This window comes from Salmonella sp. SJTUF15581 (assembly GCF_043356775.1).
Taxonomy (GTDB): Bacteria; Pseudomonadota; Gammaproteobacteria; order Enterobacterales; family Enterobacteriaceae; genus Salmonella; species Salmonella enterica.
The window spans coordinates 1-13,159 of the sequence record NZ_JBEUJY010000012.1 but is presented as its reverse complement, the minus strand read 5'-3'; the positions used below and the strand labels follow the sequence as shown (position 1 = coordinate 13,159).

Here is a 13,159-nt window from a genome sequence, read left to right as displayed (position 1 = left end):
AGGTGTTTATGCAACGAGGAATAGTCTGGGTCGTCGATGATGATAGTTCCATCCGTTGGGTGCTTGAACGTGCTCTCGCCGGGGCAGGGTTGACCTGTACCACCTTTGAGAATGGTAATGAAGTACTGGCTGCGCTGGCCAGTAAAACGCCGGACGTCTTGCTGTCGGATATCCGAATGCCGGGAATGGACGGGCTGGCGCTATTAAAGCAGATTAAACAGCGTCACCCGATGCTTCCGGTCATCATTATGACCGCGCATTCCGATTTAGATGCCGCCGTGAGCGCCTATCAGCAGGGTGCGTTTGATTATCTGCCTAAACCGTTTGATATTGATGAAGCCGTCGCTCTGGTCGAGCGCGCGATTAGCCACTATCAGGAGCAGCAGCAGCCGCGTAATATCGAGGTTAACGGCCCGACAACAGACATGATAGGCGAAGCGCCCGCCATGCAGGATGTGTTTCGCATTATTGGTCGGCTGTCGCGTTCTTCGATTAGCGTGCTGATTAACGGCGAATCAGGGACCGGTAAAGAACTGGTCGCCCATGCGCTTCACCGCCATAGCCCACGCGCCAAAGCGCCGTTTATCGCGCTCAATATGGCGGCCATCCCGAAAGATTTGATTGAATCCGAACTGTTTGGCCATGAGAAAGGCGCTTTTACCGGGGCGAATACCATCCGGCAGGGCCGTTTCGAGCAGGCTGACGGCGGCACGCTGTTTCTGGACGAAATTGGCGATATGCCGCTGGATGTCCAGACTCGTCTGTTACGCGTGCTGGCTGACGGACAGTTCTACCGCGTGGGCGGGTACGCGCCGGTAAAAGTGGATGTGCGCATTATCGCCGCCACCCACCAGAACCTCGAACGACGCGTTCAGGAAGGGAAATTCCGCGAAGACCTGTTCCACCGCCTGAACGTGATTCGTATCCATCTTCCGCCGTTGCGCGAGCGCCGTGAGGATATTCCGCGCCTGGCGCGCCATTTTTTGCAGGTCGCCGCCCGTGAATTAGGCGTGGAAGCCAAATTATTACATCCGGAAACCGAAACGGCGTTAACGCGCCTGGCATGGCCTGGTAACGTGCGTCAGTTAGAAAATACCTGCCGCTGGCTCACCGTCATGGCCGCCGGACAGGAGGTGTTGATCCAGGATTTACCGGGCGAACTGTTTGAAGCCTCGGCGCCGGATAGCCCGTCCCACCTTCCGCCGGATAGCTGGGCGACATTACTGGCGCAATGGGCGGACCGCGCCTTGCGATCCGGTCATCAAAACCTGCTTTCTGAAGCGCAGCCAGAACTGGAAAGAACGCTACTGACCACGGCGTTACGCCATACGCAGGGTCATAAACAGGAAGCCGCCAGGCTGCTCGGTTGGGGGCGAAACACCCTAACGCGGAAGTTGAAAGAGCTGGGAATGGAGTAAACATTACCCGCGAGTGTAAAGATTAATAATTGAGCGCAAAACGCTGCTATTTTGCGCTTTACTGTTCCGATGAGTTCAGTATGATCATGCCCGGCAAACGGGGGGATTCATTATGTTAGAATCTATTATTAATCTGGTATCGAGTGGAGCGGTCGACAGCCACACGCCACAAACTGCGCTAGCCGCCGTGTTGTGTGCCGCGCTGGTAGGACTGTTCAGCTGACAATGTGCCGGATGGCGCTAATGCTTATCCGGCCTACAGGTTGTCGCAACGTGTAGGCCCGGTAAGCGCAGCGCCACCGGGCAACCCGGCTAAATGACGCGTGAGAACTGCTGCATCCGCGCTTTCTGGCGCAGATACGCGTCAAAGCACATGCAGATATTGCGAATCAGCAAACGACCTTTCGCCGTCACCTGAATTCCCTTCTCGCTAATATCCACCAGCCCATCTTTCGCCAGCGGCGACAGTAACTGCAAATCTTCGGCAAAATATTCAGCGAAATGCAAACCCCACTGCTGTTCGACAGCGTTAAAATCCAGGCGGAAGTTACAAATCAGCGCCTTGATAACATCGCGACGAATGCAATCATCACGGGTCAGCGTAATACCACGCCATAGCGCATTGCCCCGCTCATCCACTTGCTGGTAATAACGCTTCAGCTCTTTCTGGTTCTGCATGTAGCCATCGCCAATCATGCTGATAGCAGAAACCCCCATCCCCAGCAGATCGGTATCGCCCTGGGTCGTATAGCCCTGAAAATTACGGTGCAGCACGCCTTCGCGCTGCGCGACGGCCAGTTCGTCGTCCGGACGGGCAAAATGGTCCATCCCGATAAACTGATAACCGGCCTGAGTAAGCGATACGATCGTCTCCTGCAAAATATCCAGTTTCTGCTGCGCGCTGGGTAAATCGGCATCTTTAATTTTACGCTGGGCGGCAAAAAGCGTTGGCAGATGCGCATAGTTAAAGACGCTCAAACGATCGGGGTTCAGTTCCGTCACACGCTTCAGCGTGAAAGCGAAGCTTTCCGGCGTCTGTTTCGGTAGACCGTAGATCAAGTCGATATTGGTCGAGGTAAAGCCGATATCGCGGGCGTGATTAAGCAACGCAAAGATGAATTCTTCATCCTGCTCGCGGTTAACCAGGCGCTGCACCTCTTTATTAAAGTCCTGCACGCCCATACTCAGGCGGTTAAAACCTTCCGCACGTAAATGATCGAGCACATCCAGCTCAATTTCACGGGGATCGACTTCGATCGAGATTTCCGCGTCGGTATTAAAGTGGAAATTTTCACGTAACAGCGTCATTAAGCGGCTGATTTGCGCTTTATTCAGGTAAGTAGGCGTACCGCCGCCCCAGTGAAGCTGGCTGACATGACGGTCTGCAAACAGCGGCGCGCGATGGCGAATTTCCTGCTCAAGCGCGTCAAGATACTGGTCAGCTTTATGCTGTTGGCGGGTGACAATCTTGTTGCAGCCGCAGAAATAACACAACTTGTGACAAAACGGGATATGCACATACAGCGAGAGCGGACGTTCAGGATAACGCGCCACAGCCTGCAAGAATGCGGCGTCCTCGAAGTCTTCAGAAAACTCCAGCGCGGTTGGGTACGAGGTATATCGTGGCCCGGAATAGTTATATTTCTGGATCAGGGCCAGATCCCAGTCTATTTGCTGTTCAGACATGCTCACTCCTTCCGATGGCGTCTCTGGCGGGTACGGCGTACCGGCTTCACGCCATGACGGGCGGCAAGCCGGCTGCGCAGCCATTTCTGTCGCCGCGACAATCGCTGTAGTTTAACGAATAACCACACCAGATAACATATAACCGGAAGGGTTATAAGCAGGACGGGCAAGCCCACGGTGTAAACCCGTTAGTTGCCGCCTCTTAGCAGGCGCATCATATCTTCCTGCTTCTCGTCCTCTTCGTCGTCTTCTTCGTCGTCATCGTAAGACAGACCAAGCTTCTGCATCAGTTCATCAATACGATCCAGTTTGGCATCTACCCAGGCTTGATCTTCCGCACTCAGGGTTTCGCCCGCTTCCAGACGTTCTAACAGCGCATCCAGGCGCTCATCCGTTTCCAGTAAATCCAACTCCGCCTGCGGTGAAAGCATAGGTTTCTCACTTTTCGGTTTATGCTGTTGGGTCACTTTTTCAGTCACGCCCAATGGAACAGGTGTTTTACTGCCAATACGTGGATCTTTTTGTTGATTCTGATTGCCGCCGCCCGAAGCGGAATTGCCGCCCGCCGCGCGACTTCCCGGCGCATGACCGCGATGTTTTTTCAGGCGTTTACGGTCGCGCGCCTCCTGGTTTAACTCTTCACGCGTTTTACGACGCTGTTTGCCAAAGGCTTTACTGCGCGGTGCAGAGGTTGTTTTTTTCATGATGTCAGATCTTTAAGCCGTTTTATTCAGTATAGAATTGAGGCGGAATCTAGCAGAAAGCAAGCAAAGAAAAAAGGCGACAGAGTAATCTGCCGCCTTTTTTCTTGACTCACGACCCTTAACGGGTTCCACCATCCCTGTTGGCTATCAACACGCCCTGTTTTTCCCTTAGCCTGGAACATTCCATGTTGTTTCCATTTCCTTTTACTAACGTCTCCGGACGTTTGTCTTCCTGACAATCCTGTGTCTTCGCCTCCTGGCGCTCCTGACCCTCATCCTGAGTCGTTGATCCTGTTAGCGTCCTCGCTATGTGCATTACTTTACTCTTTTGGGGTAAACTCACAAGATACCGACACGGCAAATCCCTTTTTTTCAGACAATTACCTTTCTATAAATTCATGATTTAACTATATTAACTGGCTTTGAGCCTGACAACGACTCTGTCATGTCGCATAAGTGCAATGGACAATGTCTCACAAAGCGTATGGCTTTTGCTTACAGCACCGACGCGCCGAAAAATCCGTCTTTTGCTGGCGTTCAGGTATAATCGCCACAATGCTTTGACTGACGGAGACGACCGCTTTGACTAACCTGAATTATCAACAGACGCATTTTGTGATGAGTGCGCCTGATATTCGCCATTTACCTTCCGATCGCGGAATTGAAGTGGCTTTTGCTGGCCGTTCCAATGCAGGCAAATCCAGCGCCCTGAACACATTGACCAACCAAAAAAGCCTGGCGCGCACCTCTAAAACGCCGGGCCGTACCCAATTGATTAACCTGTTTGAAGTCGTAGAGGGCAAACGGTTGGTCGACCTGCCGGGCTATGGCTATGCGGAAGTCCCGGAAGAGATGAAACGCAAGTGGCAACGCGCGCTGGGGGAATATCTGGAGAAACGTCAAAGCCTACAGGGCTTAGTCGTTTTAATGGATATCCGCCATCCGTTGAAAGACCTCGACCAACAGATGATCCAGTGGGCTGTAGAGAGCAATATCCAGGTTCTGGTTCTGCTGACCAAAGCGGACAAACTGGCCAGCGGCGCGCGCAAGGCGCAGTTGAATATGGTACGTGAAGCCGTGCTGGCTTTTAATGGCGATGTGCAGGTAGAAGCGTTTTCCTCGCTGAAAAAGCAGGGCGTGGATAAGTTACGTCAGAAGCTGGATAGCTGGTTTAGTGAACTGGCACCGGTCGAAGAGATTCAGGACGGGGAATAATCACCCGCTATGCCGGATGGCGCCGCTGCGCGTCTTATCCGGCCTACGGTGTGAGCGAAACTTTTCTTGCGCACAATAAAAAACGCCCCAGTCATAAACTGACTGGGGCGGCTAAAATATTCAGCCAAATCCGATTACGTGAAGTAAAAGGTCTGAAAGATAGAACATCTTACCTCTGTACCCTACGTGAATAACTTTACTCTTTTTTGAGCAACACAGAAAGACCTTTTCGTAATTTTTTTTCATTCTTTACATAGGGAATTCTAATACCCATCACAAAACCCCCGTGCTTATGTTGCTTAATTACGAAAAAAGCGCGTTATTCCTTAAATGCTTAGTGCGCTTGATCCCAATTTTCCCCGCTACCGACTTCTACCAGCAACGGCACATCAATACGCGTGCAGTTTTCCATCAACTGATGGATACGTTTTGCTACCGCATCTAAGTCGTCTTTATGCACCTCGAACACTAATTCATCGTGTACCTGCATAATCATCCGCACGCGTGGCTGCTCGGCCTGTAGCCAGGCATCGACGGCAATCATGGCGCGCTTGATGATATCGGCAGCCGTTCCTTGCATGGGAGCATTGATCGCCGCGCGTTCCGCCCCCGCGCGCCGCGCCGCGTTGCTGGATTTAATATCCGGCAGGTAAAGGCGGCGTCCCTCCAGCGTTTCCACATAGCCTTGTTCTTTTGCCTGAGCGCGGGTGCGCTCCATATATTCCAGCACGCCAGGATAGCGTTCGAAGTAGAGATCCATATACTTCTGCGCCTCTTTACGCGGAATATTAAGCTGGCGAGAAAGACCGAAGGCGCTCATCCCGTAAATCAGGCCAAAGTTAATGGCTTTCGCACTTCGGCGCTGTTCCCCGGTCACGCTATCCAGCGGCAAGCCAAAGACTTCCGCCGCCGTTGCACGGTGAATATCTTTCCCTTCGGCGAACGCCGTGAGCAGCCCTTTATCACGGGAAAGATGCGCCATAATACGCAGCTCAATCTGTGAATAGTCCGCAGATACGATGAGATAATCCTCAGGCGCAATAAATGCCTGACGAATGCGGCGGCCCTCTTCATTGCGCACCGGAATATTTTGCAGGTTCGGATCGGTGGACGATAAACGTCCCGTCGCCGTTACCGCCTGATGATAGGACGTATGGACGCGCCCGGTTTTCGGGTTAATCATCAGCGGCAGCTTATCGGTATAGGTGGATTTTAGCTTCGCCAGACCACGATACTCCAGAATCACTTTCGGCAGCGGATAGTCCAGCGCCAGCTCTTCCAGTACCTCTTCCGACGTTGACGGCGCGCCGCCAGGCGTTTTCTTCAACGGCTTAATACCCTGCTTTTCAAACAGGATAGTCTGCAACTGCTTCGTTGAGGACAGGTTGAACGCCTCGCCCGCAATGTCATGCGCTTTCTTTTCCAGTTCCGCCAGACGTAGCGTGATTTCTTCCGAATGTTTGTGCAGGACGGCAGGATCGATTTTTACGCCATTGCGCTCAACGCGTGACAGTACAGGCACCAACGGCATTTCGATGTTTTCGAAAACATTCAGCGGGCCTTTGTGCTGCTGGAGCTCAGGCCACATTTTGAGATGCAACTGTAACGTGACATCCGCATCTTCTGCCGCATAGCGCCCCGCTTCCTCCAGTGCGATCTGGTTAAAGGTGAGCTGGTTTTTACCTTTACCGGCAATGTCTTCAAAGGTGATAGTTTTGTGCTTCAGCCAACGATCGGACAAACTGTCCATATCATGGCGTCCGGCGACGCTGTTCAGAATGTAAGACTCAAGCATGGTATCGAAGGCGATACCGCGCAGCTCAATACCGTAATTTTGCAAGACGCCGCGATCGTACTTGAGGTTTTGCCCCACTTTGCGCACTTTTTCATCTTCCAGCAGCGGCTTCAGCAGTTCCAGAGCACGCTGGCGGGAGATTTGATCCGGAGCGTGCAGATAATCATGCGCGACAGGTACATACGCGGCAACGCCAGGTTCGATAGCAAACGAGAGACCCACCAGGTTGGCGGCGATATTATCCAGACTGTCGGTCTCCGTGTCGAAAGCAAAAACTGGCGCTTTTTTCAGCTTTTCAATCCAGCTTTCCAGCGTAACGTCGTCCAGAATCGTGACATAATTTTCATAAGAGAGCGCCGCTGCCGGTTCGCTGGGCGATTCATCAATAACGACCGTTTCCTGCGGTTTGGCCGCCGGTTTCGCGCCCTTTGCCTGTAGCCACTTGCCTGACTCAACGTCCGCCGTCCAGCGCTTAAACTCATATTTTTTAAACAGGCCCAGCAGTTCATCCGCAATCGGCTGCTGCACTTCAAGCTGTTCGCAGGTCAGCTCCAGCTCAACATCCGTTTTAATGGTGGCGAGTTTATAAGACAGGTACGCTACGTCTTTATTCTGCGCTAATTTACCGGCCATCGTTTTGGCGCCGCGGAAAGTGAGACCGGCAATTTTTTCCGGCTCGGCGTACAGCGTATCCAGGCCGCCCAATCCCTGAAGCAAGGCTTGCGCCGTCTTCTCACCCACGCCTGGTACGCCTGGAATATTATCCGAGGAGTCCCCCATCAGCGCCAGAAAGTCGATAATCAGCTCAGGCGGCACGCCGTACTTATTAACGACTTCATCCGGGCCGAGGATGGTGTTAGTCATGGTGTTGATCAGCGTAATATTCGGCGTCACCAACTGTGCCATATCTTTATCGCCGGTGCTGATTAATACCGGACGCCCCACCTTCTCCGCTTCTCGCGCCAGTGTACCGATAACGTCATCCGCTTCTACGCCAGAGACCGCCAACAGAGGTAACCCCATGGCTTTAACCATGGCATGTAACGGCTCTATTTGCGCTCGCAGATCATCCGGCATCGGAGGACGATGCGATTTGTAGTGTTCAAAGAGCTCATCACGGAAGGTTTTTCCTTTGGCGTCAAACACCACCGCAGCATGTGTCGGCTGATACTGCATGATCAGGCTGCGCAACATGTTGAGGACACCATACATTGCGCCCGTAGGTTCTCCCGCGCTGTTGGTTAACGGCGGAAACGCATGATAGGCGCGATAGAGATAGGATGAGCCATCTACGAGAATAAGTGGGTTTTCTGGGATCTGAACCATAATGTCCGTGCCTGTTTAACAGATTATGGTTAAAGGATGCCACATACAGGAGGAAAACTTGAGTTTTTCGCCGCATTTGCGGAAAAGTTTTGTCGATCTTCAGGATCGCTCGCAAAACAACCTGTGGATAACTTTGTGTGTAAATTCTTACCATTACTTTAAAATCAGCGCGATAGTCTTCTCGTCTTAATAATTAACCATTATTTTCAATGAGTTGTTAACATCACGTTTTTCTGATTATCTGATTCATGCCGTTATCATAATGTGGATAGTTGTTACGAGTGTTTCTATTTCACTCAGCGCCATCATTAGCATCGTTTTCTGATAGAATCAGCCTCTTGCGCCCTTTTCGCGCACCGTTTATGGCTAACTTTTGAATAATTTATTATGACGAGAATACTCGCGGCTATCACGCTCCCATTGAGTATCGTATTGACCATCCTGGTCACTATTGTTTGCTCAGTACCGATCATCGTTGCCGGTATGGTAAAGCTTCTTTTGCCTGTTCCCGGTATCTGGCGCAAGGTCTCCATTTTCTGCAATTTCATGATGTATTGCTGGTGTGCTGGTCTTGCAGCGCTGTTACGCCTTAATCCGCACTTGCAATGGGATGTAGAAGGGTTAGAAGGGCTGAGCAAGAAAAATTGGTATTTACTGATTTGTAATCATCGCAGCTGGGCCGATATCGTTGTGCTTTGCGTTCTGTTCCGCAAGCATATCCCAATGAATAAGTACTTTCTTAAACAGCAATTGGCCTGGGTGCCGTTCATCGGCCTGGCGTGCTGGGCATTAGATATGCCGTTTATGAAGCGCTACTCCCGTAGCTACCTGCTCCGACACCCCGATCGACGCGGCAAAGATGTTGAAACAACTCGTCGCTCTTGCGAAAAGTTTCGTCGGTATCCCACCACTATCGTTAACTTTGTTGAAGGCTCGCGATTTACGCATGAGAAACGTCAGCAAACGCATTCACCTTATCAACATCTGTTGCCGCCAAAAGCAGCCGGTATTGCAATGGCGATTAATGTTTTAGGCTCACAGTTCGATAAGCTGCTTAATATTACGTTGTGTTACCCAAACAACGATCGTCACCCCTTCTACGATATGCTAAGCGGTAGGCTGACGCGTATTGTTGTTCGGGTGCAACTGGAACCCATAAATGAAGAACTGCACGGCGATTACGTGAACGACAAAACATTCAAACGCCGTTTTCAACGTTGGCTTAATACGCTGTGGGATAAGAAAGATATACAGATAGAAGAGATTAAAACATCTTATAAAAACGCCGGTCAGTGACCGGCGTTCTTTTTATTTTTTATCAACCAAATATTTCACAGTATCAGCATACTGCTGAACAAAAACATCCATGCTGCTGGTATCCATGCCTTGTGGGTTAATCTGGTATTTGCCATTGACGAACATCGCCGGAACGCCCTGCAGTTGCAGGTCAGCCGCGGCTTTCTCCTGTTGCGCAACCAGTGATTTCACCACGAAGCTGTTCCATGCCGCATCGTAATCTTCGCCTTTGACGCCCGCATCAACGAACACTTTACGGATATCCGCGGCAGATTGTACTGTCTGGGTTTTCTGTACGGCTTCAAACAGCGGGACCGTGACTTTATCTTCTACACCCAACGCCATCGCCACCGCCCATGCCTGGGTGAGCTCCTTGCCCAACGGCCCCAGGAACTCAACGTGGTACTTGGTCATTTTGGTGCCTTCCGGCAGCTTTTTCTTCACATTGTCAGACACATGAAGCACTTCTTCAAACTGATAACAATGTGGGCAGTAGAAGGAGAAAAACTCCAGTACCTGGGGTTCGCCAGCGACCGGTTTATCCAGCGTGATATACTGTTTACCGTCGCTGATCTGTGCTGCCGAGGCGCTAAAAGCTAAAACCATACCAGCCAGCGCCAGCCAAATCTTTTTCATGATCAACTCTCTCCGATTAATACATTGGCGTTAATTGTAAAGGGGGTTCGTGCAAAATTTTAGTCTGCTCAATAAAAGTCGTTGTCTGTCGCTGCCAGTAATCTTCCCCTGTTAACCAGGGAAAGTTTTTTGGAAACGCAGGATCGCCCCAACGACGAATCAACCAGGCAAGATAATAAACTAAACGCATGGCGCGTAAAGGTTCAATGAGACCAATTTCAGCCGTATCGAACTCACTAACTTCTTCATAAGCTTCAATAATGGTTTCAAGCTGCATTCGCTGTTCGGCTTTGTCGCCGTTCAGCAGCATCCATAAATCCTGTATCGCCGGACCGTTACGGGCATCATCTAAATCGACAAACAGCGGTCCATCACGCCATAGAATGTTGCCGGCATGACAATCGCCGTGCAATCGCAGCGTGGCGAAATCGGTGCGCCAGCATTCGGTAACTGCAGACAGTAGAGTATCAGTGGCTTTCAGGAAAGCCGCTTTTTGCCCGGAGGGAATCAGTGCGGCATCTTCGAATACCTGGCGAGGTTCAAAAAGATACTCTGCAAGCCCAATGTCAGGCCGGAAAGTGAAAGGACGTTTTCGCCCCGTCTGATGCAATCGGCCAAGATAACGCCCTACCGCCTCCATCTGATCGATATTATCTGCTTCAAACTGACGACCGCCTACGCTGGGGAAAATGGCATAATGATAGCCCTGATGCGCTAACAGCGTCTGGCCATTAAACGCGAGCGGAGCGGCAACCGGAACCTCATCCTTCACCAGTTCAAGCGCGAATTGGTGTTCTTCCCGAATTTGATCAACAGACCAGCGTTCAGGACGATAAAACTTAACGACAAAACGTCGACGGTCTTCATCCTGAAACTGATAGACGCGGTTTTCATAACTGTTTAGTGGAGTCAGCCCGGAATCCACCCTGATCCCCTGTTCAAACAGCGCATCCATGATGGTTTCCGGGTGTAGCGTCTGGAAAGTAAAAGCGTTGTCGTTCATCCCATCATCCGGAAAATACTACGAATGATTCAGGATATCATTTCGTGACGATTTCGGTGGCGCCGCTTACAAGGTTTTACTCTTTAATAACGCCGCGGGCGCGTAAAAGCGCCGTTTTAAAGTCCTCTTCATAGTCTTTTTGAATCCCTGGAATGGCGGCGTCTTTGGCGGAATCGCGCATTTTCAGATGGTAGATCAGGATATCATCAGTTAAATCTTCCAGTTTGCCGTCAAAACCTGACTCTTTCGCCAGTTTCTGCAAAAATTGCGTCAGATTAAGATCAGGCTCTTTCTGCCAGGCTGGCTGGAGGAGTTCAATGACTTCATTCAGGCGTTTACATTTCATAGCTGTGCTCCTTATTCTTGATACAGACACGGTAGCAGGGTCAATCCCACAATAAAAGAGGCGATATCGGTGAATCTGGATGAAGTAATAACCGGCGTGGTGCTGGCAGGCGGTAAAGCCAGGCGGATGGGAGGTGCGGATAAAGGTCTGCTTGAACTGGACGGGAAACCGCTCTGGCGGCACGTTGCCGATGCGCTCGCGCCGCAACTGGCTACGGTCGTCATTAGTGCTAATCGCCATCTGGATATCTACCAGGCCAGCGGCCTGAAAGTCATTCCGGATTCAATCGCTGACTTTCCCGGTCCGCTGGCGGGTATGCTTTCCGTTTTTCAGCAGGTAGCAGGCGACTGGTTTCTGTTTTGTCCCTGTGACAATCCCTGTATCCCCCACAACCTGGTCGATCGTTTAGCAGCGCAGCGTCATAGTGCACCCGTGGTTTGGGTTCATGATGGAGAGCGCGATCATCCAACGATCGCGTTGATTAATCGTGCCGTTGAGCCCCAGTTGACAGCTTATTTGCAAGCAGGCGAGCGGCGGGTAATGATTTTTATGCGCCAGGTAGGCGGACACGCCGTTGATTTCAGCGATTGTAAAGAGGCATTTGTGAACGTCAACACGCCGGAGGAACTCGCGCAATGGCAAAAGAGACCATGATACCGCTACTCGCCATTGCCGCGTGGAGCGGCACGGGAAAAACAACACTGCTGAAAAAACTGATCCCAGCACTTTGTGCGCACGGTATTCGGCCAGGGCTGATTAAGCATACCCATCATGATATGGATGTTGATAAACCGGGTAAAGATAGCTACGAATTACGTAAGGCCGGGGCGGCACAAACGCTGGTTGCCAGTCAGCAGCGCTGGGCGTTAATGACTGAAACGCCGGGGCAAGAAGAGTTGGATCTGGCATGGCTGGTGAGCCGGATGGATGCATCAAAGCTGGATATGGTGCTGGTAGAAGGGTTTAAACACGAGGCAGTTGCGAAGATCTTACTTTTTCGTCAGGGATGTGGGCACAGCGAGGAGGAATTGATTCTTGATGAGCATGTTATTGCGGTTGCCAGTGATCTTCCACTTGCCGTAGCGGTACCCGTTTTGGATCTTAATGATGTATCGCAGATTTCTGCCTTCATTTTGCGGTGGTTAGAGAAAGCACGTTCCTTGTAGGCCGGATAAGGCGAAGCTGCCATCCGGCGGTGCCGGTTGCCTGATGGCGCTGCGCTTATCAGGCCTACATTTTTACAGTTACCACACACGCAAAGAAGCCCGTCCAGACGGACGGGCTTCTTCACTTGTCTGATGCCTGGCAGTTTATGGCGGGCGTCCTGCCCGCCACCCTACGGGCCGTTGCTGCGCAACGTTCAAATCCGCTCCCGGCGGATTTCTCCTCCTCAGGAGAGTGCTCACCGACAGACCACAGATAAAACAAAAGGCCCAGTCTTTCGACTGAGCCTTTCATTCTATTTGATGCCTGGCAGTTCCCTACTCTCGCATGGGGAGACCCCACACTACCATCGGCGCTACGGCGTTTCACTTCTGAGTTCGGCATGGGGTCAGGTGGGACCACCGCGCTAGTGCCGCCAGGCAAATTCTTTGTGCTCTGTCCTTTGTCTTTTACACTGATACGGCGTTGGCTGCTCTTGCGAGCGTCAGTCACATACTTCTGTATGCTCCTTCCGTCGCTGCGTTTGCCGCCTTGTCTCAGCGTAAAATCCTTCGGACTCTGAATCTGAGC

13 protein-coding genes and 1 rRNA gene are annotated in these 13,159 nt (G+C 51.4%); 6 read left to right on the top strand and 8 right to left on the bottom strand.

What is annotated here, in order from left to right; translation table 11 throughout:
* Positions 1-8: 8 nt before the first annotated feature.
* Together glnG and ABVN36_RS18405 are read left to right on the top strand one after the other, a co-directional pair.
* Positions 9-1,418 carry a nitrogen regulation protein NR(I) gene (gene glnG, locus ABVN36_RS18410; protein WP_001188782.1) on the top strand — a complete coding sequence of 470 codons (1,410 nt, stop codon included), beginning with the start codon at positions 9-11 and terminating at the stop codon, positions 1,416-1,418.
* Between the two features lie 112 nt (positions 1,419-1,530).
* Positions 1,531-1,641 carry a YshB family small membrane protein gene (locus ABVN36_RS18405; protein ID WP_001578131.1) on the top strand — a complete coding sequence of 37 codons (111 nt, stop codon included), beginning with the start codon at positions 1,531-1,533 and terminating at the stop codon, positions 1,639-1,641.
* A gap of 89 nt (positions 1,642-1,730) precedes the next feature.
* Here ABVN36_RS18405 and hemN read toward each other — a convergent pair whose 3' ends face one another.
* The 3 genes from hemN to ABVN36_RS18390 form a co-directional block, all read right to left on the bottom strand.
* Positions 1,731-3,104 (bottom strand): oxygen-independent coproporphyrinogen III oxidase, encoded by a 1,374-nt coding sequence (gene hemN / locus ABVN36_RS18400; RefSeq protein WP_000003520.1) that lies wholly within the window; start codon positions 3,102-3,104, stop codon positions 1,731-1,733.
* A 188-nt stretch (positions 3,105-3,292) separates the two neighbouring features.
* Positions 3,293-3,808, bottom strand: coding sequence for a Der GTPase-activating protein YihI (gene yihI / locus ABVN36_RS18395; RefSeq protein WP_023138865.1), 516 nt, complete (start codon positions 3,806-3,808; stop codon positions 3,293-3,295).
* A gap of 118 nt (positions 3,809-3,926) precedes the next feature.
* Entirely contained in the window at positions 3,927-4,151 is a 225-nt protein-coding gene (locus ABVN36_RS18390) for a hypothetical protein (RefSeq protein ID WP_001541209.1), read from the bottom strand.
* 239 nt (positions 4,152-4,390) lie between these two features.
* Here ABVN36_RS18390 and yihA point away from each other — a divergent pair, with 239 nt between their 5' ends.
* Positions 4,391-5,023 carry a ribosome biogenesis GTP-binding protein YihA/YsxC gene (yihA, locus tag ABVN36_RS18385; RefSeq protein ID WP_023138864.1) on the top strand — a complete coding sequence of 211 codons (633 nt, stop codon included), beginning with the start codon at positions 4,391-4,393 and terminating at the stop codon, positions 5,021-5,023.
* Between the two features lie 334 nt (positions 5,024-5,357).
* Here the strand turns inward: yihA and polA are convergent, their stop codons facing one another.
* A complete protein-coding gene (polA, locus tag ABVN36_RS18380; protein WP_023138863.1) occupies positions 5,358-8,144 on the bottom strand; it encodes a DNA polymerase I in 2,787 nt (928 codons plus the stop codon).
* Positions 8,145-8,531: 387 nt separating this feature from the next.
* Here polA and ABVN36_RS18375 point away from each other — a divergent pair, with 387 nt between their 5' ends.
* Positions 8,532-9,440 (top strand): acyltransferase, encoded by a 909-nt coding sequence (locus tag ABVN36_RS18375; RefSeq protein ID WP_000196902.1) that lies wholly within the window; start codon positions 8,532-8,534, stop codon positions 9,438-9,440.
* 12 nt (positions 9,441-9,452) lie between these two features.
* Here the strand turns inward: ABVN36_RS18375 and dsbA are convergent, their stop codons facing one another.
* From dsbA to ABVN36_RS18360, 3 genes are all read right to left on the bottom strand, one after another.
* Entirely contained in the window at positions 9,453-10,076 is a 624-nt protein-coding gene (gene dsbA / locus ABVN36_RS18370) for a thiol:disulfide interchange protein DsbA (RefSeq protein WP_000725364.1), read from the bottom strand.
* Positions 10,077-10,092: 16 nt separating this feature from the next.
* Positions 10,093-11,079: a serine/threonine protein kinase gene (locus ABVN36_RS18365; protein WP_000999264.1), complete on the bottom strand. Its 987-nt coding sequence runs from the start codon at positions 11,077-11,079 to the stop codon at positions 10,093-10,095.
* A 76-nt stretch (positions 11,080-11,155) separates the two neighbouring features.
* Positions 11,156-11,425: a YihD family protein gene (locus ABVN36_RS18360; RefSeq protein WP_000649858.1), complete on the bottom strand. Its 270-nt coding sequence runs from the start codon at positions 11,423-11,425 to the stop codon at positions 11,156-11,158.
* Between the two features lie 69 nt (positions 11,426-11,494).
* Between ABVN36_RS18360 and mobA the strand changes: the two genes are divergently transcribed.
* Both mobA and mobB read left to right on the top strand, forming a co-directional pair.
* Positions 11,495-12,079 (top strand): molybdenum cofactor guanylyltransferase MobA, encoded by a 585-nt coding sequence (gene mobA, locus ABVN36_RS18355; protein ID WP_023138862.1) that lies wholly within the window; start codon positions 11,495-11,497, stop codon positions 12,077-12,079.
* Entirely contained in the window at positions 12,076-12,591 is a 516-nt protein-coding gene (gene mobB, locus ABVN36_RS18350; RefSeq protein ID WP_075321932.1) for a molybdopterin-guanine dinucleotide biosynthesis protein MobB, read from the top strand. The genes mobA and mobB overlap by 4 nt, the downstream gene beginning before the upstream one ends.
* A gap of 302 nt (positions 12,592-12,893) precedes the next feature.
* On the opposite strand, the gene rrf is transcribed toward mobB, so the two are convergent.
* Positions 12,894-13,009 (bottom strand): 5S ribosomal RNA (gene rrf, locus ABVN36_RS18345).
* Between the last annotated feature and the right edge of the window lie 150 nt (positions 13,010-13,159).

Excerpts from the sequence above, each read along its gene's own strand:
- ABVN36_RS18360 (WP_000649858.1), bottom strand. The coding sequence starts at position 11,425 with ATGAAATGTAAACGCCTGAATGAAGTCATTGAACTCCTCCAGCCAGCC.
- yihI (WP_023138865.1), bottom strand. The coding sequence starts at position 3,808 with ATGAAAAAAACAACCTCTGCACCGCGCAGTAAAGCCTTTGGCAAACAG.
- glnG (WP_001188782.1), top strand. The coding sequence starts at position 9 with ATGCAACGAGGAATAGTCTGGGTCGTCGATGATGATAGTTCCATCCGT.
- dsbA (WP_000725364.1), bottom strand. The coding sequence starts at position 10,076 with ATGAAAAAGATTTGGCTGGCGCTGGCTGGTATGGTTTTAGCTTTTAGC.
- mobB (WP_075321932.1), top strand. The coding sequence starts at position 12,076 with ATGATACCGCTACTCGCCATTGCCGCGTGGAGCGGCACGGGAAAAACA.
- ABVN36_RS18405 (WP_001578131.1), top strand. The coding sequence starts at position 1,531 with ATGTTAGAATCTATTATTAATCTGGTATCGAGTGGAGCGGTCGACAGC.
- hemN (WP_000003520.1), bottom strand. The coding sequence starts at position 3,104 with ATGTCTGAACAGCAAATAGACTGGGATCTGGCCCTGATCCAGAAATAT.
- ABVN36_RS18375 (WP_000196902.1), top strand. The coding sequence starts at position 8,532 with ATGACGAGAATACTCGCGGCTATCACGCTCCCATTGAGTATCGTATTG.
- ABVN36_RS18365 (WP_000999264.1), bottom strand. The coding sequence starts at position 11,079 with ATGAACGACAACGCTTTTACTTTCCAGACGCTACACCCGGAAACCATC.
- polA (WP_023138863.1), bottom strand. The coding sequence starts at position 8,144 with ATGGTTCAGATCCCAGAAAACCCACTTATTCTCGTAGATGGCTCATCC.